General features: G+C 59.3%; 26 protein-coding genes. 17 read left to right on the plus strand and 9 right to left on the minus strand.

Features of this window, described 5'->3' with window-relative positions:
• Positions 1–83: 83 nt before the first annotated feature.
• The 3 genes from N6L24_RS01195 to N6L24_RS01205 are packed head-to-tail and all read left to right on the plus strand — an operon-like array spanning position 84 to position 1,408.
• Positions 84–467, plus strand: a complete 384-nt coding sequence (locus tag N6L24_RS01195; RefSeq protein WP_271842815.1) for an NADH:ubiquinone oxidoreductase subunit NDUFA12 — start codon at positions 84–86, stop codon at positions 465–467.
• A 12-nt stretch (positions 468–479) separates the two neighbouring features.
• On the plus strand, positions 480–932 hold the full coding sequence (gene mlaD, locus N6L24_RS01200) for an outer membrane lipid asymmetry maintenance protein MlaD (RefSeq protein ID WP_271842816.1): 453 nt from the start codon (positions 480–482) through the stop codon (positions 930–932).
• Positions 932–1,408 carry a DUF2155 domain-containing protein gene (locus N6L24_RS01205; protein ID WP_271842817.1) on the plus strand — a complete coding sequence of 159 codons (477 nt, stop codon included), beginning with the start codon at positions 932–934 and terminating at the stop codon, positions 1,406–1,408. The genes mlaD and N6L24_RS01205 overlap by 1 nt, the downstream gene beginning before the upstream one ends.
• Here the strand turns inward: N6L24_RS01205 and aat are convergent.
• From aat to N6L24_RS01225, 4 genes are all read right to left on the minus strand, one after another.
• Positions 1,339–1,989, minus strand: a complete 651-nt coding sequence (gene aat / locus N6L24_RS01210) for a leucyl/phenylalanyl-tRNA--protein transferase (protein WP_271842818.1) — start codon at positions 1,987–1,989, stop codon at positions 1,339–1,341. The two genes, N6L24_RS01205 and aat, sit on opposite strands and share 70 nt — an antisense overlap.
• A gap of 21 nt (positions 1,990–2,010) precedes the next feature.
• A complete protein-coding gene (accC, locus tag N6L24_RS01215) occupies positions 2,011–3,357 on the minus strand; it encodes an acetyl-CoA carboxylase biotin carboxylase subunit (protein WP_271842819.1) in 1,347 nt (448 codons plus the stop codon).
• Positions 3,358–3,366: 9 nt separating this feature from the next.
• A complete protein-coding gene (gene accB, locus N6L24_RS01220; RefSeq protein ID WP_271842820.1) occupies positions 3,367–3,864 on the minus strand; it encodes an acetyl-CoA carboxylase biotin carboxyl carrier protein in 498 nt (165 codons plus the stop codon).
• A gap of 162 nt (positions 3,865–4,026) precedes the next feature.
• Positions 4,027–4,563 (minus strand): PAS and helix-turn-helix domain-containing protein, encoded by a 537-nt coding sequence (locus tag N6L24_RS01225; protein WP_271843454.1) that lies wholly within the window; start codon positions 4,561–4,563, stop codon positions 4,027–4,029.
• Between the two features lie 107 nt (positions 4,564–4,670).
• On the opposite strand from N6L24_RS01225, the gene N6L24_RS01230 reads away from it, so the two are divergent.
• Entirely contained in the window at positions 4,671–5,315 is a 645-nt protein-coding gene (locus tag N6L24_RS01230; RefSeq protein WP_271842821.1) for a M23 family metallopeptidase, read from the plus strand.
• Positions 5,316–5,391: 76 nt separating this feature from the next.
• On the opposite strand, the gene N6L24_RS01235 is transcribed toward N6L24_RS01230, so the two are convergent.
• Both N6L24_RS01235 and N6L24_RS01240 read right to left on the minus strand, forming a co-directional pair.
• Positions 5,392–6,021 (minus strand): 3-oxoacid CoA-transferase subunit B, encoded by a 630-nt coding sequence (locus tag N6L24_RS01235; protein WP_271842822.1) that lies wholly within the window; start codon positions 6,019–6,021, stop codon positions 5,392–5,394.
• Between the two features lies 1 nt (position 6,022).
• The gene (locus tag N6L24_RS01240) at positions 6,023–6,745 is read right to left on the minus strand and encodes a CoA transferase subunit A (protein ID WP_271842823.1); all 723 of its coding nucleotides are present in this window, start codon (positions 6,743–6,745) and stop codon (positions 6,023–6,025) included.
• Positions 6,746–6,923: 178 nt separating this feature from the next.
• On the opposite strand from N6L24_RS01240, the gene N6L24_RS01245 reads away from it, so the two are divergent.
• A complete protein-coding gene (locus N6L24_RS01245) occupies positions 6,924–7,481 on the plus strand; it encodes an RNA polymerase sigma factor (protein WP_271842824.1) in 558 nt (185 codons plus the stop codon).
• Positions 7,459–7,836 carry a DUF6768 family protein gene (locus tag N6L24_RS01250; protein WP_271842825.1) on the plus strand — a complete coding sequence of 126 codons (378 nt, stop codon included), beginning with the start codon at positions 7,459–7,461 and terminating at the stop codon, positions 7,834–7,836. Before N6L24_RS01245 ends, N6L24_RS01250 begins: the two co-directional genes overlap by 23 nt.
• Positions 7,837–7,887: 51 nt before the next feature.
• Here the strand turns inward: N6L24_RS01250 and topA are convergent, their stop codons facing one another.
• The 3 genes from topA to tldD all read right to left on the minus strand — a co-directional run bounded on the left by topA (position 7,888) and on the right by tldD (position 13,327).
• Entirely contained in the window at positions 7,888–10,566 is a 2,679-nt protein-coding gene (gene topA, locus N6L24_RS01255) for a type I DNA topoisomerase (protein ID WP_271842826.1), read from the minus strand.
• A gap of 116 nt (positions 10,567–10,682) precedes the next feature.
• Positions 10,683–11,843, minus strand: a complete 1,161-nt coding sequence (gene dprA / locus N6L24_RS01260; protein ID WP_271842827.1) for a DNA-processing protein DprA — start codon at positions 11,841–11,843, stop codon at positions 10,683–10,685.
• A 65-nt stretch (positions 11,844–11,908) separates the two neighbouring features.
• Positions 11,909–13,327: a metalloprotease TldD gene (tldD, locus tag N6L24_RS01265; protein ID WP_271842828.1), complete on the minus strand. Its 1,419-nt coding sequence runs from the start codon at positions 13,325–13,327 to the stop codon at positions 11,909–11,911.
• A gap of 182 nt (positions 13,328–13,509) precedes the next feature.
• Here tldD and coxB point away from each other — a divergent pair, with 182 nt between their 5' ends.
• The 11 genes from coxB to N6L24_RS01320 all read left to right on the plus strand — a co-directional run bounded on the left by coxB (position 13,510) and on the right by N6L24_RS01320 (position 22,446).
• Entirely contained in the window at positions 13,510–14,418 is a 909-nt protein-coding gene (coxB, locus tag N6L24_RS01270) for a cytochrome c oxidase subunit II (protein WP_271842829.1), read from the plus strand.
• Positions 14,419–14,510: 92 nt separating this feature from the next.
• On the plus strand, positions 14,511–15,449 hold the full coding sequence (gene cyoE / locus N6L24_RS01275; RefSeq protein WP_271842830.1) for a heme o synthase: 939 nt from the start codon (positions 14,511–14,513) through the stop codon (positions 15,447–15,449).
• Between the two features lies 1 nt (position 15,450).
• On the plus strand, positions 15,451–15,615 hold the full coding sequence (locus N6L24_RS01280) for a hypothetical protein (protein WP_271842831.1): 165 nt from the start codon (positions 15,451–15,453) through the stop codon (positions 15,613–15,615).
• Positions 15,612–16,214, plus strand: coding sequence for a cytochrome c oxidase assembly protein (locus N6L24_RS01285; protein ID WP_271842832.1), 603 nt, complete (start codon positions 15,612–15,614; stop codon positions 16,212–16,214). The genes N6L24_RS01280 and N6L24_RS01285 overlap by 4 nt, the downstream gene beginning before the upstream one ends.
• Positions 16,215–16,220: 6 nt before the next feature.
• Positions 16,221–17,021: a cytochrome c oxidase subunit 3 gene (locus tag N6L24_RS01290; RefSeq protein ID WP_271842833.1), complete on the plus strand. Its 801-nt coding sequence runs from the start codon at positions 16,221–16,223 to the stop codon at positions 17,019–17,021.
• 88 nt (positions 17,022–17,109) lie between these two features.
• A complete protein-coding gene (locus N6L24_RS01295; protein ID WP_271842834.1) occupies positions 17,110–17,787 on the plus strand; it encodes an SURF1 family protein in 678 nt (225 codons plus the stop codon).
• A 5-nt stretch (positions 17,788–17,792) separates the two neighbouring features.
• Complete coding sequence (thrC, locus tag N6L24_RS01300) at positions 17,793–19,181, plus strand: threonine synthase (protein ID WP_271842835.1); 1,389 nt, start codon at positions 17,793–17,795, stop codon at positions 19,179–19,181.
• A complete protein-coding gene (locus N6L24_RS01305) occupies positions 19,178–20,440 on the plus strand; it encodes a M16 family metallopeptidase (protein WP_271842836.1) in 1,263 nt (420 codons plus the stop codon). Before thrC ends, N6L24_RS01305 begins: the two co-directional genes overlap by 4 nt.
• The gene (locus N6L24_RS01310; RefSeq protein WP_271842837.1) at positions 20,440–21,024 is read left to right on the plus strand and encodes a GNAT family N-acetyltransferase; all 585 of its coding nucleotides are present in this window, start codon (positions 20,440–20,442) and stop codon (positions 21,022–21,024) included. Before N6L24_RS01305 ends, N6L24_RS01310 begins: the two co-directional genes overlap by 1 nt.
• A gap of 3 nt (positions 21,025–21,027) precedes the next feature.
• On the plus strand, positions 21,028–21,555 hold the full coding sequence (locus N6L24_RS01315) for a DUF1697 domain-containing protein (protein ID WP_271842838.1): 528 nt from the start codon (positions 21,028–21,030) through the stop codon (positions 21,553–21,555).
• Positions 21,556–21,609: 54 nt separating this feature from the next.
• Positions 21,610–22,446, plus strand: coding sequence for an MBL fold metallo-hydrolase (locus N6L24_RS01320; protein WP_271842839.1), 837 nt, complete (start codon positions 21,610–21,612; stop codon positions 22,444–22,446).

Raw genomic sequence — 22,446 nt, forward strand, 5'->3', positions numbered from 1 at the left:
CTGCGCTTGAAATTACAGCATTTCTCGCACTGGACCTTTGCCCCTGAATGGGGCATATGAAAAGGGAATTTGCGGAGGCATGCATGAGCATTCTGAAAACGATCCTGAGCGCTGTCACCTGGTGGAACGGCCAGACATTGAACACACGTTTTTTCACCTGGCGCAAAGGTGAGAAAGTTGGCGAAGATGATCAGGGCAACGTCTATTACCGCAACAAAGACGACAGCAAACGCTGGGTGATCTACAACGGCGAAGCCGAAGCAAGCCGCGTTGGTGCGGATTGGCATGGCTGGCTGCACCGCACGTTTGATACGCCACCCTCGGAAAAACCGCTGGTGCACAAGGCTTGGGAAAAGCCGCATCAGGAAAATCTGACCGGCACCATGCTGGCCTATGCGCCCGCCGGGTCGATTCGTGTCGGCACCCCGAAAGAGCGTAGCGACTACGAAGCTTGGCAACCGGAATAGGTGGCAAGCGATATGGCGGCGCAAAAAACGGAAATCGCGGTTGGCGGCGTCGTTCTTGCGGCGGCGCTTGGCTTTGTCATCTACATGGGGCAGGTCACGGGCTTTGCCGCGCGCAGCAGCGGTTATGATTTAACCGCCTCTTTCCGCTCGATCGAGGGGGTGACAGTTGGCACCGATGTGCGGCTTGCGGGCGTCAAGATCGGCACCGTGACGGATATCGCGCTCAACCCACAGACCTTTCGCGCTGACGCCACTGTGACCGTGCTGGACGGGATCGCATTGCCGGATGACACGTCGATTGTGATTGCCTCCGAAGGACTTTTGGGCGGCAATTTTGTCGAGGTTCTGCCCGGTGGCTCGCCCTTCAACCTGGAAGCGGGCGACGAGATCGAAGACACCCAAGGCTCTGTTAGCCTGATCAGCCTGCTGTTGAAGTTTGTCTCTGGCGGCGGGGACAGCGAATGATGCTGCGCCTGGCTACAGCTCTGTCGCTCTGCGCCGGGCTGGCCGCTGCGCAGGAAATCACCATTGAGCAGCTTGATGGGCTCGAAGATGGCATCACGCTGCGGCAAGCCCCAATCTTTGAGGATGTGATCGAAGAGGTCAAAGCCATTCGTGGCACCGGTGCGGTGCTGCGTGGGCTCGACAAGCTGACGGGTGATGTTGCTGACGTCGAGTTGCAAAGCGGCTTTAGCGTGCGGTTTGCCACTCTGCGTATTGATCTGGCTGAATGCCGCCACCCCGAAGACAATATCGCTGGCGAAGCCTTTGCCTATCTGGCGATCCATGATGGCGAAGCAGCGACCGAGACATTTTTTGAGGGCTGGATGGTGGCCTCATCCCCGGCGCTGAACGCCATGGATCATGCGCGCTATGATATCTGGGTGTTGCGCTGCACCACCGATGCGGCCAGCACCTCGGACGCGCCTGCCAGCGAATAAGCCATTATATCCGCCTTTTTGCGCACAGCCATATCCAGCGCAGCGTGATAGGCGGCGCGCGGAATTTCCACCGCGCCCAATGAGGCAAGATGCGGCGTCAGAAACTGCGTATCAAACAGGGTAAATCCGCATCTGTTCAGATGATGCACCAGAAACGCCAGGGCGATTTTTGACCCGTCGGTGGCCCCTGAGAACATGCTTTCGCCAAAAAATGCGGCCCCCAAAGTGACGCCATAGACGCCGCCAATCAGGGTGTCCTCTTGCCACACTTCCAAAGAGTGGGCTTTGCCCATTTGGTGCAAGTCCATGTAAAGACGATGAATTTCCCCGTTGATCCATGTGTCATCGCGTGCCGCGCAGCCATTTAGGACCGCTTCGAAATCCCTATTCAAAGATGCGCGGTAGCCCCCCTTGCGCATGCGGCGCGCGAGGCTGCGGGAGATGTGGAATTGATCAAGGGGCAGAACGCCACGGCGTTTGGGGTCGACCCAGAAAATATCCGGGTCGTCCCGATGTTCAGACATGGGAAAGACGCCCATCGCATAGGCGCGCATCAGCATGCTCGGTGTGATCTCACCCATGCTGGCGCGCGCCGCCAGGCATCAGCCGTAGGTGGCTTCCAGCCACTTCTCCAGCCAGTGAATGTTGTATTCTCCGGAATGGATGTCGCCTTCTTCCAGCAGCGCGTGAAAGAGCGGAATGGTGGTGTCGATCCCATCCACGATCAGCTCTCCCAGAGCGCGGTGCAGACGCGCCAGCGCCTCCTGCCGGTCGCGGCCATGCACGATCAGCTTGCCGATGAGGCTGTCGTAATAGGGCGGGATGGAATAGCCATCATAGAGCGCCGAGTCCATCCGCACACCCAGACCGCCGGGGGCGTGATATTGGGTGATCTTGCCGGGGCAGGGAGAGAAGTTTGGCAGGCGTTCTGCGTTGATGCGCACTTCGATCGAGTGACCGTTGATGGTCAGATCCTCTTGTCCAAAGGACATCGGCAGACCGGCTGCGACGCGGATTTGCTCGCGCACCAGATCCACACCAAAAATCGACTCGGTCACAGGGTGTTCCACCTGTAGTCGGGTGTTCATCTCGATGAAATAGAACTCGCCGTTTTCATAGAGAAATTCGATTGTGCCCGCGCCGATATAGTTAATCTTGGCCACAGCGTCGGCACAGATCTTACCGATCTTGGCGCGTTCTTCTGGTGTGATGGAGGGGCCGGGGGCCTCTTCAAAAACCTTTTGGTGGCGGCGTTGCAGCGAGCAGTCGCGTTCGCCCAGATGCACCGCCTTGCCTTTGCCATCGCCAAACACTTGAATTTCGATGTGGCGCGGGGTGGTGAGGTATTTCTCGATGTACACCTCGTCGTTGCCAAAGGCGGCTTTGCCCTCAGCCCGCGCGGTGCGGAACGCGCTTTCCATGTCCTTGGCTGTCTGCGCCACCTTCATGCCGCGCCCACCGCCACCGGCGGTCGCCTTGATGATCACCGGATAGCCGATCTCTTCGCCAATCTTCTTGGCGGTTTCCAGATCTGGCACGCCGCCGTCCGAGCCGGGCACACAAGGCACACCCAGATCTTTCATCGTGTCTTTGGCGGTGATCTTGTCGCCCATCACGCGGATATGTTCAGCGGTCGGACCAATAAAGGTCAGGTCGTGATCTTCGACGATTTGTACGAATTTCGCGTTTTCCGACAGAAAGCCGTAGCCCGGGTGGATCGCCTGAGCGCCCGTCACTTCGCAGGCGGCGATGACGGCGGCGAAATTCAGATAGCTGTCCGTGCTGGGTGCAGGCCCGATGCAGATCGCCTCGTCGGCCATGCGCACATGCATGGCGTCAGCATCCGCAGTGGAATGCACCGCCACGGATTTGATGCCCATTTCGCGGCAGGCGCGGATCACGCGCAGGGCGATCTCGCCGCGGTTGGCAATAAGAATTTTATCAAACATGCCCTGACCTTACTCGATGATGGCCAGTGGAGCGCCATATTCGATGGTGGCCCCATCTTCGACCAGGATGCGTTTTACGGTGCCAGATTTCGGAGCCGGGATGTGGTTCATGGTTTTCATGGCTTCAACGATCAGCAATGTGTCCCCTTCGGAGACCTGCTGGCCGACCGAAATGAACGCTGGCGCACCGGGTTCTGCCTGCAGATAAACCGTGCCCACCATCGGCGAGGTGACGGCACCGGGATGTCCGGCAGGGTCTTCGTCCACAGCAGCTGCCGGTGCTGGGGCGGCAGGTGCTGCCGGGGCCGCAGGTGCTGCCGGGGCAGGCGCAGGCGCTGGGGCAGCCATCGAGGTGATCACCTCTTGCTTGCGGCTGACGCGCACGTTCAGGCTGTCGTTGTCCGCGTATTCCCGCATGACCTCTACTTCGGTCAGATCATTTGCTTGCAACAGCTCCGCCAGAGCTTGGATGAAGGCGACATCAGAGTCGTGGTTTTTTTTGCTCATGCTTGTCCTCTGTCGCGCATATGTCAGCGCGTTTGGTTGTTTACCCCTAAAGGCCGCTTATAGGGCAATTTTGACCCAAGTAAAAGCGGCGCTTGGCGGCTGAATTGGTCCGAATTCACGCCCTATGCAAGAAAAATCGCCCCAGTGCGAAAATCAAACAGCTCAAAGCGGCATTCCGGAGAGTTTTGCCACCAGCTCTGCCAATTTGCGCGCGCCGAATTTCTTGAGCAGACGGGCGCGGTATTCTTCAACGGTGCGATAGCTCAGATCCAGGGCAAGGCCGATCTCCTTTGAGGTCTGACCGCGGCAGGTCAAAATCGCGACCTCGCGTTCGCGCTGGGTCAGCTGCACCACCGGGCGTTCCTCGGACAGGTCGGCGAATGTCCAGACGCCGCAATAAAACGGCTGATCAGGTGTCAGGGATTTGCCGCGAACCCGGCACCAGAACAATGTGCCATCAAGGCGGCGCATGATGCGTTCATCATGATATGCCCCCTGTGTTTCCATTGCCTCACGGACCCGCGCGCCGATTGTGGCAAAATCCTCTTCTGAGGCATAGAAATCGCCGATGGAGCGGCCTTTGCATGCGGCAAGGTCGCATTGGAACATGGCGGCAAAGGCATCATTGGGGCTGCGGATGACCCGGTTTTCAAGCAGGCAGATGCCAATAGGGGCGTGTTTGAAGGCGAGATCCGAAATCGACATGGGGGCATCATGCACAACTAATCGCCGGTGCCAAGGGAGCGGGGGGCGTGACGCATTTTTGCGCTTGGGGAAATCGCCATTGCTGGCCTAGGGTTTATGTCATGGGACATACTTACTGGAAGCAAAAAACCTTAATTGCGTTTGCCGCCTTCACCGGGCTCACCGGCTGTTTGGCCGAGGAAAAAACCTTTGGCTATGCCGCAGGATACGTGCGATCCTATCCGGCGCCGATTGTGCTGGACATGCCGGCGAATGCGCCGTCGATCACACAGCAATTTCGCGGCACGCTCGAAGTGAGCACTCTTGAGGGCATTGACGAGCATTTTGGCATCGATGTTCACGCGCCGATCGGCACCCCTGTGATCGCCGCCGCAGGTGGTGTGGTTGAGCGGTCTTTCTGGGGGCCAGCCTATGGCAATCAGGTGCAGATCCGCCATGCCCCTGACGCCAGCGGCAAATCCAGTCGCACCCGTTATGTGCATCTGCACAAGCGTCTGGTGGCACAGGGGGACGTTTTGGAGCGCGGCGAACAATTGGGCGAGCTTGGCGTCACCGGCTTTTTGTCGAGCGGCTTTCCGCATCTGCATTTTGAGCTGATCTATCAAGGCACCGCGCTTGGCACCAGCTCTGCTGATCCGCATCGGTTCTGGGCCCAGGGACGCGGAAAAATCACCTGCATGGGCCCTGAATGGGCAGATATCAGCCCCGAGACCTTTAAGCTGACCTATCCGGTCCCTTGTAAATAACGCTGCCGCAGAAACGCAAAAACCCGGCCATTGGCCGGGTTTTCTTTAGCGATGTTTTGCCAATCAATCGGCTCAGTCAATCAACGATGGTGGCTTCGGTGGCGGCGCGCATATCGGCCTCGCTGACGCCCTCGGCCAGTTCGACAATCTTCAGACCGCCTTCGACCACGTCCAGAACCCCAAGGTTGGTGATGATACGGTCCACAACGCTCTGGCCGGTCAGGGGCAGGGTGCAGGCTTTCAGCACTTTGCTGTCGCCGTGCTTGTTGGTGTGATCCATGACCACCACCACACGGCCCACGCCTGCCACCAGATCCATCGCGCCGCCCATGCCTTTGACCAGCTTGCCTGGGATCATCCAGTTGGCAAGGTCGCCGTTCTCGGCCACTTCCATTGCGCCCAAAATCGCCATGGCAATCTTGCCACCGCGAATCATCGCAAAGGATGTCGCGCTGTCAAAATAGGCGGTTTGCGGCAGTTCTGTGATGGTCTGCTTGCCTGCGTTGATCAGGTCCGCGTCCTCTTCGCCCTCATAGGGGAAGGGGCCCATGCCGAGCATGCCGTTTTCCGACTGCAGCGTCACTTCGATGCCCTCGGGGATATAGTTGGAGACCAGCGTTGGAATGCCGATGCCCAGGTTCACATACCAGCCGTCTTGCAGCTCTTGCGCCGCGCGGGCGGCCATTTGATTACGATCCCATGGCATATCAGGCCTCCTTCCGCTGACGGGTTGTGCGCTGCTCAATGCGCTTTTCATGGTCGCCCTTGATCAGGCGATGCACGTAGATACCAGGCAGATGGATCGCATCGGCGTCAAGCGAGCCGGTGGGCACGATCTCTTCGACTTCGGCGATGCAGATCTTGCCGCAGGTCGCTGCGGGCACGTTGAAGTTGCGCGCGGTTTTGCGGAAAATCAGGTTGCCGGTCTCATCGGCTTTCCAGGCTTTGACGATGGCCAAGTCGGCGAAGATGCCCTCTTCCATAATATAGGTTTCCATCGCGCCATCAGGGCCGGTTGGGAACTCTTTATGGTCTTTGCCTTCGGCAATCACGGTGCCAACGCCGGTTTTTGTGTAAAAACCGGGAATACCAGCGCCGCCAGCGCGCATCCGCTCGGCCAATGTGCCCTGCGGGTTGAACTCCAGTTCCAGTTCACCAGACAGATATTGACGCATGAATTCCGCGTTTTCACCGACGTAAGATGAAATCATCTTTTTGACCTGACGGGTTTGCAGCAGGATGCCGATGCCAAAATCATCCACACCTGCGTTGTTGGACGCAAAGGTCAGATCCTTGGTGCCAGCGTCTTTGATGGCTGACAGCAGCAGCTCTGGAATGCCGCAGAGGCCAAAGCCGCCCGACGCAATGAACATGCCGTCATGCAAGACCCCCTCAAGCGCCTCCGCCGCATTTGCATAGACTTTTTTCATGGAGAACTCCCTAAATTCGGATTGGGCAAGATATCAGGGGCAGCGGCCCTCAAGTCAATGATCCTGCAAGGCTCCGGTATTTCTACGGTCCAATGATGTGGCGATTTTTTTGCGCTGCAAATGAACTTTTGCGCGCGCAGGCTGCACTATACTTATGAAACAGAGCAAAGTGGAGCCCATGACAGAGAAACGCCGCGCCTTGGAGGAATATCTGGTGGCGGGCGCGCGGCTGAATGACCGTGCGGCCATCGCTGATCTTGTGCGGCTGCGGGGGCCGCGCCTGCTGGTGCACGCCACGCGGCTGCTGGGCAACCGCGACGAGGCGCAGGATGCCGTGCAAGACGCCTGGGTGGAGATTCTGCGCGATATCAGCAAATTGCGCGTTGATGCGGCCTTTGCCGCCTGGGCGACGCGCATTGTCACCCGGCGCTGTGCGCGGATCATTTCAGGCAACCAACGCAACCGCCGCATCGCACAAGATCTGGCGCCACTGACGGATTTCGCCGCAGCGCCTATGGTCGACGATCAGGCCGCAGTGCGCCGCGCGATCGCGGATCTGCCAGCGGCGCAAGGCGCGGCGGTGGCACTGTTTTATCTGGAAGACATGAGCCTGGCCGAAGTGGCTGTGGCAATGGATGTGCCGCTGGGCACGGTGAAATCCCGGCTCTCGCATGCGCGGGAGCGGCTGAGAGAAAGTTTGAAAGGAGCCTATCATGACACAGGACACGGAGCGTGACCTTGATCAGATGATCCGGGCGGCCCTGTCGGGGCAGGATCGCGATATTTTGGAGGGAACCGCAGAGCTTGGCTGGTTCAAGCTGGGGCTGAAGCAATTCAGCGGTAAACTCGGCTGGGTCACTTGGGTGATCATGATCGTGCAAAGCGCGATGTTCATTGCCGCAGTGATTTTCCTGATCCGGTTTTACAATGCGACTGATGCGCTGACAGCAGTGAAATCGGGGCTGACGGGGGGTGTTCTGCTGTTGATGGCCACGCAGCTCAAGCTGAGCCTGATGCCGCAGATGCAAGCAGATCGCGTGATCCGTGAAATCAAGCGCTTGCAGCTGATGTTGGCCCGCCGCGAGGGATAAAGCAATAATGGCCGGGCGCTAGGCCCGGCCAATCTTTGCGCGCTCAAAAGTTTACTCGCTCGTTGCGGTCTTTTTCTTGGCGGCGGTTTTCTTGGGGGCCGCTTTCTTTTTGGCGGCGGGTTTCTTTTTGCCTTTGCCGGTCTTGGCGGCTTTCTCATTCACCAGCTCAACGGCCATCTCGACGGTCAGGTCGGTGGGCTCGACCCCTTTGGGCAGGGTGGCGTTGACCTTTTCCCATTTGACATACGGACCATAGCGCCCATCCATGACGTTCATGGCCCCGCCATCCGGGTGCTCACCCAACTCACGCAGTGGCTTGGCGGCGGCGCGGCGGCCACGGCCGGGGTTGTTGCGCTTTTCGGTGATCATCTCAACCGCAAGGTTCATACCGATTTCAAACACTTCGTCCTGTGTTTTCAGATTGGCATAGACCGGTTTTTCCTCATCCGGCAGCTTGTGCATGAGGTAGGGGCCAAAGCGCCCGAAGTTGGCGGAAATCACGCCACCATCCGGGTGCTGGCCAATTTCGCGCGGCAGGTTCAGCAGCTTCAGCGCCTGTTCCAGCGTCAACTCAGCGGCATCCCAGTTTTTCGGGATGCTGGCGCGGGGCGGTTTCTTGTTCTCTTCGGTGACTTCACCGCGCTGCACATAGGGGCCAAAGCGCCCTTTTCGCATAAAGATCGTATCGCCATTGTCCTCACCCAGCTCCATATCGCCGGTATCATCGGTGTCGCCATTCAGCGGGCGGGTATAGCGGCATTCAGGATAGTTGCCGCAGCCGACAAAACCGCCGGTGCGCGAGGTTTTCAGGTGCAATTGCCCGGTGCCGCACTTGGGGCAGATCCGTGGATCTGAGCCATCTTCGCGGGGCGGATAAAGCTGTGGGGCAAGGGCCGCGTCCAGCTTGTCCAGCACTTCAGAAACCCGCAGGTCGCTGGTTTCGGCAATGGCCGCCGAGAAGTCACGCCAGAATGTGTTGAGCACCTCTTTGTAATCCAGATCCCCCGCCGAGACGTCATCGAGGCTGGTTTCCAGATCAGCGGTGAATTCATAGCCGACATATTTGCGGAAGAAATTCATCAAGAAGATCGTAACAATGCGGCCTTTTTCCTCGGGGAACAGCCGGTTCTTGTCTTTGCGGACGTATTCACGATCTTGGATGGTGGTGATCACCGAGGCATAGGTCGAAGGACGGCCAATGCCCAGCTCTTCCATACGCTTGACCAGAGTTGCCTCGGTATATCTGGGCGGGGGCTGCGTGTGGTGCTGCAGGGCCAGCACGCCGGCGTTTTCCGACAGGATGGCCGAGTCCGCGCGCTGCATGCCGCTGCTTTCAACCACAGCATCTTGCTGATCGGCGGCCTTGGCGTATTGCGCCGCCAGACCTGTTTTGGCAAAGACGATCGCTTCGCCCTGGCTGATTTGCGGCAGGCGCTTGTCGTCGTCATCCTGCGCGACATCATCGCGACCTTCTTCGTAGACCCGCAGAAAACCGTCAAACAGCACAACCTGTCCTGTGGCGCGCAGCTCTACCTGATCATCGCGCGAGGCGATGTCGACGGTGGTGCGCTCCATCCGGGCCCCTTCCATCTGACAGGCGAGCGTGCGTTTCCAGATCAGATCATAAAGCTTGCGCTGATCGTCTTCGGTCACCTTCAGCTGGCTGGTATCGCGCGACATTTCAGTGGGGCGAATACATTCGTGCGCCTCTTGGGCGTTCTTGGCTTTGTTCTTATAGATGCGCGGGCTGCTGGGCACATATTCCGCGCCATAGCGGTCGGCGATCGCGTCGCGCGCCGCGCTGACCGCTTCGGGGGCCATATCGATGCCGTCGGTCCGCATATAGGTGATATAGCCCGCCTCATAGAGGCGCTGCGCCGCATTCATACATTGACGCGCGCCCATGCCGAATTTACGGCTGGCTTCCTGCTGCAAAGTCGATGTCATAAAGGGGGCCGAGGGGTTGCGGCTTGCGGGTTTGGCTTCAACCGATTTTACGTAAAGATCGCGGGAAGTGACCGCCTGCACGGCAAGTTCGGCGGCGGTGCTGTCTTTCAACGACATCTTGTCGAGCTTTTCACCGCCAAGCACGGTCAGACGCGCTTCGAAATCCTTGCCGCGCGGGGTTTGCAGCAGCGCGCGCACAGACCAATATTCTTGCGCATTAAACGCCTCGATCTCCATCTCGCGTTCAACGATCAGCCGCAGGCAGACCGATTGCACACGACCGGCAGAGCGGGCACCGGGCAGTTTGCGCCAGAGCACCGGCGACAGTTTAAAACCCACCAGATAATCCAGCGCGCGGCGTGCCAGATAGGCCTCGACCAGCGGCTCGTCCACCTGACGCGGGTTTTTCATCGCTTCGGTGACGGCTGCTTTGGTGATGGCGTTAAAGACCACGCGCGACACCGGTGTGTCTTTCTTGATGGCGCGGCGTTTGCGCAGCGCTTCTTCGAGGTGCCAGGAAATCGCTTCTCCTTCGCGATCGGGGTCGGTCGCGAGGATCAGTTCGTTGTCGTCTTTCAGCGCATCGGCAATGGCTTTGACATGCGGGCGGGATTTTGTATCCACCTCCCAGGTCATGGCAAAATCATTGTCGGTGTCCACAGACCCATCCTTGGATGGCAGGTCGCGAATATGTCCGTAGGACGCGAGCACAGTGTAGTCAGAGCCCAAGTATTTATTGATCGTTTTGGCTTTCGCCGGAGACTCTACGACAACAACTGGCATTCAATTTCCCTTCGACTCAATACGGTCGGTCTTATGGCGGGCAAAAATGTGGGGTGAAAGGGGGGAATGTCAATGATAGGAAAATTTCATATGGAAGTTTTAGGGCGAACTGCCACTTAGTTGCGCGACAAGAGGCCCCCGGCGCGACGTGCGATCTGGCCGTTCAGCTCCATGTCGACCAGGGCGGCAGTGACCTCCCGTGTCGGCAGATTGAGATCGCGCAGCAATTGGTCTTCGGCAATCGGTGAGGGGCCAAGGTGCGACAGGATCTTTCGGTGCAGCTGCGCAAGGTCGCGCGCAGTGGTGCTGGGCACCTCGGGCAAGGCACGGCCTTTCGGGTTAGGGTCCGGGTCAGGGGCAATGGCAGAGGCCGGCGCTAAGGGGTTTTGCAGCGCCTCAATCACATCCTCGCCGCTGCGCACCAGCGTGGCCCCATCGCGGATCAGCATGTTGCAGCCCGCCGCGCGCCCATCAAAGGGATGGCCCGGCACCACCAGCACCTCGCGCCCCTGCGCCAAGGCATTCTCTGCTGTAATAAGCGAGCCAGACTTTGCTGCGGCCTCAACCACAACGACGGCCGCGCCCAGCCCCGAGATCAGCCGGTTGCGCGCCGGAAAATGTCGGGCGCGCGGGTGCATACCCATGGGCTGTTCGGACAGGATAAGGCCTCGCGTGCGTATGTCTGCCGCCAGATTGGCGTTTTCCGCCGGGTAGTCGATATCAACACCACCGGCGACCACCGCAATTGTGCCGCTGTCCAGCGCAGCGCGGTGTGCCGCCGCATCGATGCCGCGCGCCAATCCGCTGACCACGACATGGCCCGCCGCGCCAAGTTCCTGCGCCATGGCGCTCGCGGTACGGCGGCCGAGGGCCGAGGCATTGCGCGCGCCCACCAGCGCAATCGCCGGACGGGTGAGCAGGCTCAGATCGCCCTGTGCCCAAAGGAACGGTGGCGCATCCGGCAGATCGCGTAGCGCCGAAGGATAGCGTGGATCAGCAATAAACAAGAGCCGCGCGCCAGCGACGCGCGCCGCGGCACACTCGCGTTTGACCACATCCACCGGGCAGGGAGCATAATCGTTTACCCCCGCCGCCGCCGCGATCTGCGGCAGGGCCGCCAGGGCGGATGCGGCGCTGTCATGTTCAGCGCGCAGGCGATGAAAGGTGCGTGGCCCGATCCGGCGCGAGCGCATGATTTGCAACCAAGTGAAGACCTCCGCCCCGGCGGGGGTGCCCGGGCTGGCCGGTGATGTGGCGGCTTGATTTTGGCCCGACATGGCTGGCAGCTCCGTTTCGTGCCAGCGCAGTATCGGGCCGAAGTCTTAACCGGCGGTGAAACCGATCAGGCCGCAGAGCCGCCCACGGTCAGCCCGCCCATGAGCACAGTTGGCTGGCCCACGCCAACGGGGACCCATTGGCCTGCCTTGCCGCAATTGCCCATGCCGGGGTCAAGCGCCATGTCATTGCCCAGCCCACGGATTTGCATCATCGCGGTGGCCCCGTCGCCAATCAAGGTTGCGCCTTTGACCGCCGCGCCGATCTTGCCGTTTTCAACCCGGTAGGCTTCGGTGCAGGAAAAGACGAATTTACCGTTGGTAATATCGACCTGGCCGCCGCCAAAGCCGACCGCATAAAGCCCGTCTTTGAGCGAGGCAATCAGATCCGCCGGATCACTGTCGCCGCCCGCCATATAGGTATTGGTCATGCGCGGCATCGGCGCATGGGCATAGCTTTGCCGCCGCCCATTGCCGGTGGGGGCTACGCCCATCAGCCGCGCATTCTGACGGTCTTGCATATAGCCGACCAGTATGCCGTCTTCGATCAGCGTGGTTTTGCCCGAAGGGGTGCCTTCGTCATCCACCGTGATGGAGCCTCGGCGATCCGGGATGGTGCCATCGTCAATCACCGTCACCCCCTTGCTGGCGACCTGCTGGCCAATCTTGCCAGTGAAATTGCTGCTGCCTTTGCGGTTGAAATCGCCCTCAAGCCCATGGCCCACAGCCTCGTGCAGCAAAATACCTGGCCAGCCCGGGCCAAGCACGATATCCATTTGCCCCGCAGGGGCGGGCACAGCGTCAAGGTTCACCTTGGCGATCCGCAGCGCTTCGCGGGCTTTGTCCTGCCAGTCTTTCGGGTCAATCAGCCCATCCAGACCGACACGGCCCCCGCCGCCGGCGCTGCCGCTTTCGCGGCGGCCATCTTGCTCGATGATCACCGAGACATTGACCCGCGTCATGGGGCGGGTGTCCATAATGCGGGTGCCATCCGGACGCAGGATCACCACTTCTTGCATCGACGCCGCCAGCGAGGCGCTGACCTGTACAACGCGCGGGTCCAGATCGCGGGCAAAGGCGTCGATTTCGCGCAGCGTGTCGATCTTCACGGGAAAATCCGTGCCGCCGATCGGGTCGGCATCGGTATAAAGCCGCTGATTGGTGGCGCGCGGTGGTTCTGCCAATGTGCCGCCGCCTTGGCCCACGGCGAGCCGCGCAGTTTCAACCGCGCGCTTCAGCGCAGATTCGGAAATCTCGGTGGAATGCGCATAGCCTGCGACCTCGCCGTTGACCGCGCGCAGACCGAATCCTTCGGAGGCATCATAGCTGGCGGTCTTCAGGCGACCGTCATCAAAGTGCAGCGCTTCCGCGCGGCGGCGCTCCAGAAACAACTCGCCATCTTCAGCCCCTCGGGTCGCTTCGCGCAACAGCGTAAGGGCGCGCGCTTCATCCAGCGCGGTCTCAAAAGGGTCAAATTTGCTCTGCATAGCACGCTCCTGGCTGAGTGTTTTTGAGATAAATCAAAAAAGCGTCTGTTTGACGCAAGCATATTCCTTTATCTGCGCGCCAGAATATGGTTCATAGCACCGACAAAACAACGGGATTCCGTCCTCTGGGCGAATTTCCCCCCGAATAGACGACCAAAATACGCAACCGATCAGGGTGATACATGCGAATTCTTTCGACCCTCATGGGACTCTGGGCAGCCTTTTCCGCCCTTCCTGCCATTGCTCAAAGCGCTGAGCACCTCGGAAAACCAGTCGACAAGGGGCTGGGCTTTCAGCCTGCCGCGACCGAACTGTCTCGCGACATCCAGTCGCTGGACAACCTGATCAACGTGATCATCTTTATTATTGTGGCTTTCGTTGCAGCGCTGCTGCTGATCTGCATCGTGCGTTACAACCGCCGTGCCAACCCAAAGCCTGCAAGTTTTACCCACAACACGCCGCTTGAAATTGCGTGGACGGTGCTGCCAATCGTGATCCTGCTGGTGATCGGGGCGTTCTCGCTGCCGGTTCTGTTCAAGAACCAGGAAATCCCTGAGGGCGAGCTTTACATCAAAGTCACCGGCCACCAGTGGTACTGGTCCTATGAATACCCAGAGCAAGAGCTTGAATTTGACAGCTACATGATCGGTCAGCCTGCCTCCATCGGTGAGGGTGACGAGAATGTAACCCCTTACGTTCTGGATGATGCAATGCGTGCCAAACTGCAGCGCGCGGGCTATAACGACGATGAATTCCTGCTCGCGACCGACACCCGTGTTGTTGTGCCTGTAGACACTGTCGTTGTCATGGGCATCACCGCAAGCGACGTGATCCATTCCTGGACCATCCCGGCCTTTGGCGTAAAGCAGGACGCCGTGCCTGGCCGTTTGGCGCAGCTGTGGTTTAAAGCCGAAAAAGAAGGCGTTTACTTTGGCCAGTGCTCTGAGCTTTGCGGTAAAGACCACGCCTATATGCCGATCACTGTGGAAGTTGTCAGCAAAGAAGCCTTCCAGGCCTGGACCGAATCCGCCGCTGAAGAACTGGCTGCAGGCAACGCTGTGCCAACTGCCTATCAGGTCGCTTCCAACTGATCCGGCTGAGAAAGACGGGCAGTGGCACCCAGGGTGCCCTGCCCAGCTGATCTGACAGACGGGGGCATCGGCCCCCACATCAAGGACCCACCATGACCGACGCCAGCATTCATACGCAATCCCAGCAGCAGGAGGCCTCCTTTGGGGATTACTTCGCGCTTCTGAAGCCGCGGGTGATGTCTCTGGTGGTGTTCACGGCCATGGTCGGCCTCTTGGCCGCGCCGGGCGGGTTGCACCCGATCGAGGCGTTTTGCGCCATCCTGTTCATTGCTATTGGCGGCGGCGCATCCGGCGCGCTGAACATGTGGTATGACAGCGATATTGATCAGGTGATGAGCCGCACCAAATCGCGCCCCATCCCATCGGGCAAAGTGACCCGCGAAGAGGCCTTTGCCATCGGCATGGCCCTGTCGGTGATGTCGGTTGTGATGCTCGGGCTGGCGACCAATCTGGTGGCGGCGGCGCTGCTGGCCTTTACGATCTTTTTCTACGTGGTGATCTATACCATGTGGCTGAAACGCTGGACCCCGCAGAACATCGTAATCGGTGGCGCGGCAGGGGCCTTCCCTCCGATGATTGGCTGGGCGGCTGTGACGGGTGGCATTTCGGTTGAAAGCGTTCTGATGTTCACCTTGATCTTCATGTGGACCCCGCCGCATTTCTGGGCGCTGTGCCTGTTCATGAAATCTGATTATCGCGACGCGGGTGTGCCGATGCTGCACGTGACCCATGGGCGCGCCTCGACCCGCAAGCACATTCTGGTTTACACCCTGCTGTTGGCGGCGATTGCGATTGGCATTGGCTTCACCTCGGTCGGTGGCTTGATCTATCTGACTGTGGCGCTGGTGCTGAACGCGCTCTTTGTGCTTGGCGCGGTGTCGATCTGGCGGCGCAGTGACGCCGACTGCGAAGCGGACAACCACAAGCGCGAGAAAAGCTTTTTTGCGCTGTCGCTGCTGTATCTCTTTCTGCACTTTGGTGCGATCTTGGCTGAAGCGGCGCTTGCGCCTTATGGCCTGGGAGGCTGGTAATATGGGGTTTCGCGTAGAGCATGAACTTCACAAGCGTCGCTTTGGCCGCAATGTCGGTGTGGCGCTGGTACTCGTGGCCTTCGTTGTGCTGCTGCTCGGTCTGACCGTTGTCAAAGTCACGCGCGGCGATTTCGCCCCGCAAGCGGTGGGGCAATCAGCGTCATGAGCATGGACAAGAATACCAAAACCGTTCTGAAACTGGGTGGCGTGGTTGTTCTGATGGGCTCGCTGGCCTATGCCTCGGTGCCATTTTACGATTGGTTCTGCCGTGTCACCGGCTTTGGCGGCATCACGCAAGAGGCGGACGCCGGCGCGGATGAGGTGCTGGATCAATATATCACCGTCAAGTTTGACGCCTCAAAGGCGCGCGACATGATGTGGGACTTTAAGCCCGTGCAACATGAAATGCGCCTGAAGATTGGTGAAACCGGGTTGGCCTTCTATGAGGCGCACAACCCAACAAGCCGTCCGATTGCCGGGCAGGCGAGCTATAATGTGGCCCCCTATGAAGCGGGCGGCTTCTTTTCCAAGATCGACTGCTTTTGCTTTACCGAACAGGTGCTGCAACCCGGCGAGACCGTTCAGATGCCTGTGACCTTCTTTGTCGATCCTGAACTCGTCGAAGATCGCGACGCGAAATATGTAAAAGAGATCACCCTGAGCTATACGTTCTATGAAATTGATCTCCCCGAAGACACCGCGGCCTTGACCGATACTGTCAAAGCCGTAGAAACGAACGAAAACCCATCCTCCAACGAGGGATAAGACTCTATGGCGCACGCTAAAAATCACGATTATCACATTCTGACCCCATCCTGGTGGCCGTTCCTGGGCGCGGTTGCGGGCTTCTTCATGCTCTTTGGTGCGGTTCTGATGTTCCATGATGCCGGACCTTGGATGTTCCTGATCGGCCTCGTCGGCGTGCTGTACGTCATGTTCGGCTGGTGGGCTGATGTTGTCGCCGAAAGCAATGTCGGCGATCACACCCCGGTTGTGCAACTCGGCCTGCGCTATGGCTTTATCCTGTTCATCATGTCCGAAGTCATGTTCTTCGCGGCCTGGTTCTGGAGCTTCTTCAAACACGCGATTTTCCCGATGGGTCCAGACAGCCCCATGGTGGACGGCGTTTTCCCGCCCGTGGGTATCGAAACCTTTGATCCTTGGCACCTGCCGCTGATCAACACGCTGATCCTGCTCTGCTCTGGCTGCGCGGCGACCTGGGCGCACCACGCGCTGGCACATGAAAACAACCGCGAAGACACCAAATGGGGCCTGATTATTGCCATCGCTCTGGGTGTGATCTTCACCGTGTTCCAGGCCTATGAATACAGCCACGCGGCCTTTGGCTTCTCTGGCAACATCTATGCGGCCAACTTCTTCATGGCGACCGGCTTTCACGGTGCGCATGTGATCATCGGCACCATCTTCCTGTTTGTTTGCCTGCTGCGCCTGATGCGCGGTCACTTTACCCAGGAAAAACACGTCGGTTTCGAAGCGGCGGCCTGGTACTGGCACTTTGTGGATGTGGTCTGGCTGTTCCTCTTTGCAGCGGTCTACATCTGGGGCCAATAAGCCGAAGGGGTTTGTCCTTTCGCAGGAATGAGATTATAGCAAGTCGCGGCGTGACATCGCCGCGGCTTTTGACGTTAAAGGGCACTTTGTGCAGCGACTGATCCTTCCATTGTTCTTTGGCATTCTGGGCACGGCGATCCTGCTGTGGCTGGGCAGCTGGCAGGTCCAGCGTCTTGCCTGGAAAGAAGGTGTGCTGGCCGACATCAATGCCCGCATGACAGATGCCCCCGTGGCTGTGCCCGCATCGCCTGATGTCGCGCGCGACCAATATCTGCCGGTGGTGGCCAGCGGGTTGATCACCACTGACGAAATCCACGTTTTGGCCTCCAGCAAGCAAACTGGCGCGATCTATCGCGTCATTGCCGCCTTTGAAACCGCAGATGGCCGTCGTCTGCTGCTTGATCGTGGCTGGATCAAACCCGAGGCAAAAGACACGCCGCGCCCCGAAGTGGCGACCACCGTCACCGGAAACCTGCATTGGCCCGATGAGCGCGACGGCTTTACCCCAGATGCAGACACCGCAGCCAATATCTGGTTTGCGCGCGAAGTGCCCGAGATGGCCGCCAAGCTGGGCACAGAACCCGTGCTGATTGTGGCGCGCGCGACTGATGAAACACGCCCCGATGTGACCCCAATGCCGGTGACGTCTGCGGGCATTCCAAATGATCACCTGCAATATGCAGTCACCTGGTTCGGCTTGGCGCTGGTCTGGGTTGCCATGACACTGTATTACCTGCGCCGGATGCGCATACGAGAAAAGGTCTGAGAGCTGTGAAATATATCTCTACCCGCGGCAACGCGCCGGAACTGAGCTTTGCCGAAGCCATGCTGACCGGGCTTGCCCGTGACGGCGGGCTGTATCTGCCCAAGAAAATCCCAACCCTGTCGCATGACGAAATCGCCGCGCTGGCGGGGCTGCCTTATGAGGACATTGCCTTTCGGGTGATGAAGCCCTTTGTGGGCGAAAGCTTCACGGATGAAGAATTCAAAGGCATCATCGCGCGCGCCTATGCGGGCTTCCGCCATGCCGCGCGTGCGCCTTTGGTGCAGCTTGCGCCCAATCACTACTTGCTTGAGCTGTTCCACGGCCCGACGCTGGCGTTCAAAGATTTCGCCATGCAGCTGATCGGCCAGCTCTTTCAGTTTGAACTTGAGCGCCGCAAAGAGCGCGTCACAATTGTGGGCGCGACCTCAGGCGATACTGGATCGGCGGCCATCGAAGCTTTCCGTGGTCTTGATAACGTCGATGTCTTTATTCTCTACCCAGAAGGGCGCACCTCGGACATTCAGCGCAAGCAGATGACCACACCCGATGACAGCAATGTGCATGCGCTGGCGCTGGACGGGGATTTTGACGACTGCCAGGCGCGCCTGAAGGATATGTTCAACGATTTCGAGTTCCGCGACGGTGTGAAACTTGCCGGGGTCAATTCGATCAACTGGGCGCGTGTTCTGGCCCAGGTGGTGTATTACTTCAGCGCGGCCACCGCGCTGGGTGCACCGGCGCGCAAGGTCAGCTTTACGGTGCCAACCGGCAACTTTGGCGATATCTTTGCGGGGTTCATTGCCAAACAGATGGGCCTGCCCATCGACAAGCTGGTGATTGCCACCAATCAGAATGACATTCTACACCGCACGCTGACCACCGGCAGCTACACCAAAGAGGGTGTCAAACCGTCGATCAGCCCGTCGATGGATATTCAGGTGTCTTCAAACTTTGAACGCGCGCTGTTTTACGCCTATGAGCGCGATGGCGAGGCGGTTGCCAAGCTGATGGAAGATTTGCAAGACGGGTCGTTCAAGATCAGCCAGGGCGCGCTTGAGATGCTGCGCGACACTTTTGCCTCGGGCCGCGCCTCCGAGGAAGAAACCAGCGCGACGATCACCGCAGAATTTACATCGTCTGGCGAAACGCTATGCCCGCATACAGCGGTGGGCGTGAAGGTCGCCAATGAACACCTGTCAGACGTGCCGATGATCACACTGGCCACCGCCCATCCGGCGAAATTCCCCGACGCGGTGGTCGCGGCCACCGGGGCCTACCCGGATCTGCCGCCTCATATGGCCGACGCCATGCAACGCGAGGAACGCATCTGCAAGGTGCCCAACCAGCTGGCACTGCTGCAAACCCTCATCAAAGATCGGATCGCATCCCGTTGACCGTTAAACAACATACCCTGCCAAACGGCTTTCGCATTGTGACCGAGCATATGCCCGGTCTGCAATCCGCCTCTGTTGGCGTTTGGGTCACAGCCGGTGGCCGCCACGAAACACCGCAGGAAAATGGCATCGCGCATTTTCTTGAGCATATGGCCTTTAAGGGCACCAAGCGGCGCAATGCGTTGCAGATCGCCGAGGCGATCGAGGACGTGGGCGGCTATATCAACGCCTATACCAGCCGCGAGGTCACGGCCTATTACGCGCGGGTGCTCAAGGGTGATGTGCCACTGGCGCTGGATGTGATTTCCGACATTCTGCGCAACCCGGTGTTTGACCTCAAAGAGATCGAGATTGAGCGCGGCGTGATCCTGCAAGAGATTGGCCAGGCGCTGGATACGCCCGATGACGTGATCTTTGACTGGCTGCAGGAACGCGCCTATCCGGATCAGCCGATGGGCCGGACGATTTTGGGCCCGGAAGAACGGGTGCAGAATTTCTCTCGCGCGGATCTGCAGGCCTTCACCGAGCGCCATTATGCGCCCGAACGCATGGTGCTGGCGGCAGCAGGCGGCGTGGATCACGACGCGATTGTCAAACTCGCTGAAGCCATGTTTGGCGATATGGCACCGGGTGCCCCGGCGACGATCCTGCCCGCGCGCTTTGCGGGCGGTGAGTGCCGCGAGGAAAAGACGCTGGAGCAGGCGCATTTTGCTTTGGGCTTTGAAAGCCCGGATTATTGCAGCCCGGAAATTTACACCGCGCAGATCTATTCGGTTGCGCTGGGGGGCGGCATGTCATCGCGGCTCTTTCAGGAAGTGCGCGAAAAGCGCGGTCTTTGCTACACGATTTATGCGTCTGCCGGGGCCTATTCTGACAGCGGTATGACCACCATCTATGCAGGCACATCCGGTGAGCAAATCGCTGAGCTGGCCGAGATCACCATTGATGAAATGAAGCGCGCCGCGAGCGATATGAACGCCAAAGAAATCGAGCGCGCCCGCGTGCAGATGAAGGCGGGCATGCTGATGGGGCTGGAAAGCCCCTCGAGCCGCGCTGAGCGTTTGGCGCGCATGGTGTCGATCTGGGATCGCGTGCCCAGCCTCGAAGAAACCGTGGAAAAGATTGACGCGGTGACGGATGCTGATGTGCGCCGCTTTGCAGAGCATATGGCCAGCGCCGCGCCCGCCGCTATGGCGCTCTATGGTCCTGTGGCGACCGCGCCAGCGCTGCAAAAACTTGAGGAGCGCCGCGCTGCCTGATGCTGCTGACCCGCAAGAGAATCCGTATTGAAACCGAACGCCTGACCCTGCGCCCGCCGGTGCACGCGGATTTTCGCAGTTGGGCGTGGTTGCGCGAGCAATCTGCAGATTTTCTGACCCCGTGGGAGCCGTCTTGGGCGCACGACCATCTGAGCCGCAAGAACTTTACCAACCGCGTCTACTGGGCGCAGCGCAGCATCTCGGCAGGCAACGCGGTGCCGCTGTTTCTGGTTGAACGCGACTCAGAGCGCCTATTGGGGGCGATCACGCTGGACAATATTCGCCGGGGCCCTGCGCAGGCGGGCACTCTCGGGTATTGGGTTGGGCAGCAATACGCGCGGCAGGGGTACATGCGCGAAGCGATTGAGGCGCTTGTGCATCACGCTTTCCACCGGCTGCAGCTGAGCCGTATCGAAGCCGCCTGCCTGCCGGAGAATACCGCGAGCCGCGGCGTTCTCGAAAAATCAGGCTTCAAATACGAGGGTGTCGCGCAGAGCTATCTGCAGATCAATGGCCGTTGGCGGACCCATGTGCTTTACGCCGCGCTGCGCAATGACCGGCGCGGTCGCACGGACGCAGGCTAGACGATGGCGCGCTGGATCATATTGCTGCGCGGGGTCAACGTGGGCGGACACGGCAAACTGCCGATGGCGGCGCTGCGTCAGCATTTGGCTAACGCCGGATATTCCGGCGTAAAAACATATATTCAGTCCGGCAATATCGTTCTGGACAGCACGCAGGAGCGTGATGCGCTCTGCAGGCAGATCGCGGACCTGATTGAGCGTCATTTTGGCTTTTGCCCACCGGCCCTGGCCCTGCGCCCGGATGAGCTGCGCACCGCGCTGGCCGAAGCACCCTTTGAGGTGGCGGACAAAAAGCAGCTGCATCTCTATTTTCTCGGGGGCACGATCGCACTGGACGCCGAGGGCCTGCGCGCGGACTGTACATCAGGCGAGGTCTTTGAACGGCGCGGCCACGTGCTTTATCTGGCGACGCCGAATGGCATGGGGCGCTCGCGTGCAGCGGCGAAATTGGAAACCCATCTTAAGGTAGATGTGATCACCGCGCGTAATCTGAACAGCTGTGAAAAGCTGCTGGCGCTCGCCGGCGATTGAGCGGGCAGAAAATCGCGTGACCTTGTGCTATCCTGCGACGCAGGAGGAGCCGCCATGCCGGATGTCATACGCTTATTTATGTTCGCTGTCGCGATCGCCTTTGCAGGTCCTGCAAGTGCGCAGGAGGGCGCTGCCCGCCGCGCCAGTCACTGCATCGCCCTTGCCAATGCCGCGCCGGGGCTGACCTATCTGCATCAGGCCAGCTTTCACACCCCGGTGGCCGAGGACAGCGTGCGCATCCGCTACATCGACCATTCGGCCTTTTTGATTCAGACCGAGGGTGGGTTGTCGGCTGTGACGGATTTCACCGGATTTACGGGCAGTGCGCCGTTTTTGCCCGATGTCGTCACCATGAACCATGCCCATTCCAGCCACTGGACGCCGGTGCCCGACCCGGCGATCCCGCATGTGCTGCAGGGCTGGGGCAGCAATGGCGTGCCAGCCAGCCACCACTTGGATTTGGGCGAAATGCTGGTGCGCAATGTGCCTACCGACATCCGGTCGGGCATAGGGGTGGAGGAAAACGGCAATTCAATTTTCATTTTTGAAGTCGCCGGTCTGTGCATTGGTCATCTGGGGCATCTGCATCATGAACCGGACGCAGCGCAATATGCGGCATTGGGGCGGCTGGATGTGGTGATGGCGGCTGTCGATGGCGGGCGCACGGTGGATCTGCCGACGATGATGCGGATCCTCAACCGGCTCAAAGCCTCGATCGTGATCCCGATGCATTGGTTTGAGGAATTCACCTTGAACGCCTTTCTCACCGGCATGTCCGAGGCCTATGTGATCGACCGGGACGTGGGCCATGAGCTTACCGTGTCGCTCCGCAGCCTGCCAGATCAGCGCAAGATTGTGGTTTTGCGGCCAAAATTCCTCTCGCCCCCCTAG

Origin of the sequence: Cognatishimia sp. SS12 (assembly GCF_028369055.1) — a bacterium.
Taxonomy (GTDB): domain Bacteria; phylum Pseudomonadota; class Alphaproteobacteria; order Rhodobacterales; family Rhodobacteraceae; genus Cognatishimia.

What these genes read in the sequence shown, in the direction of transcription:
- N6L24_RS01250 (WP_271842825.1), top strand. Translation starts at nt 7,459, where the DNA reads ATGACACAGGACACGGAGCGTGACCTTGATCAGATGATCCGGGCGGCC.
- accC (WP_271842819.1), bottom strand. Translation starts at nt 3,357, where the DNA reads ATGTTTGATAAAATTCTTATTGCCAACCGCGGCGAGATCGCCCTGCGC.
- N6L24_RS01310 (WP_271842837.1), top strand. Translation starts at nt 20,440, where the DNA reads ATGCTGCTGACCCGCAAGAGAATCCGTATTGAAACCGAACGCCTGACC.
- N6L24_RS01245 (WP_271842824.1), top strand. Translation starts at nt 6,924, where the DNA reads ATGACAGAGAAACGCCGCGCCTTGGAGGAATATCTGGTGGCGGGCGCG.
- topA (WP_271842826.1), bottom strand. Translation starts at nt 10,566, where the DNA reads ATGCCAGTTGTTGTCGTAGAGTCTCCGGCGAAAGCCAAAACGATCAAT.
- N6L24_RS01290 (WP_271842833.1), top strand. Translation starts at nt 16,221, where the DNA reads ATGGCGCACGCTAAAAATCACGATTATCACATTCTGACCCCATCCTGG.
- N6L24_RS01280 (WP_271842831.1), top strand. Translation starts at nt 15,451, where the DNA reads ATGGGGTTTCGCGTAGAGCATGAACTTCACAAGCGTCGCTTTGGCCGC.
- N6L24_RS01320 (WP_271842839.1), top strand. Translation starts at nt 21,610, where the DNA reads ATGCCGGATGTCATACGCTTATTTATGTTCGCTGTCGCGATCGCCTTT.
- mlaD (WP_271842816.1), top strand. Translation starts at nt 480, where the DNA reads ATGGCGGCGCAAAAAACGGAAATCGCGGTTGGCGGCGTCGTTCTTGCG.
- accB (WP_271842820.1), bottom strand. Translation starts at nt 3,864, where the DNA reads ATGAGCAAAAAAAACCACGACTCTGATGTCGCCTTCATCCAAGCTCTG.
- N6L24_RS01240 (WP_271842823.1), bottom strand. Translation starts at nt 6,745, where the DNA reads ATGAAAAAAGTCTATGCAAATGCGGCGGAGGCGCTTGAGGGGGTCTTG.
- N6L24_RS01285 (WP_271842832.1), top strand. Translation starts at nt 15,612, where the DNA reads ATGAGCATGGACAAGAATACCAAAACCGTTCTGAAACTGGGTGGCGTG.
- N6L24_RS01230 (WP_271842821.1), top strand. Translation starts at nt 4,671, where the DNA reads ATGGGACATACTTACTGGAAGCAAAAAACCTTAATTGCGTTTGCCGCC.
- N6L24_RS01315 (WP_271842838.1), top strand. Translation starts at nt 21,028, where the DNA reads ATGGCGCGCTGGATCATATTGCTGCGCGGGGTCAACGTGGGCGGACAC.
- N6L24_RS01235 (WP_271842822.1), bottom strand. Translation starts at nt 6,021, where the DNA reads ATGCCATGGGATCGTAATCAAATGGCCGCCCGCGCGGCGCAAGAGCTG.
- N6L24_RS01205 (WP_271842817.1), top strand. Translation starts at nt 932, where the DNA reads ATGCTGCGCCTGGCTACAGCTCTGTCGCTCTGCGCCGGGCTGGCCGCT.
- coxB (WP_271842829.1), top strand. Translation starts at nt 13,510, where the DNA reads ATGCGAATTCTTTCGACCCTCATGGGACTCTGGGCAGCCTTTTCCGCC.
- cyoE (WP_271842830.1), top strand. Translation starts at nt 14,511, where the DNA reads ATGACCGACGCCAGCATTCATACGCAATCCCAGCAGCAGGAGGCCTCC.
- tldD (WP_271842828.1), bottom strand. Translation starts at nt 13,327, where the DNA reads ATGCAGAGCAAATTTGACCCTTTTGAGACCGCGCTGGATGAAGCGCGC.
- dprA (WP_271842827.1), bottom strand. Translation starts at nt 11,843, where the DNA reads ATGTCGGGCCAAAATCAAGCCGCCACATCACCGGCCAGCCCGGGCACC.
- aat (WP_271842818.1), bottom strand. Translation starts at nt 1,989, where the DNA reads ATGGGTGAGATCACACCGAGCATGCTGATGCGCGCCTATGCGATGGGC.
- N6L24_RS01195 (WP_271842815.1), top strand. Translation starts at nt 84, where the DNA reads ATGAGCATTCTGAAAACGATCCTGAGCGCTGTCACCTGGTGGAACGGC.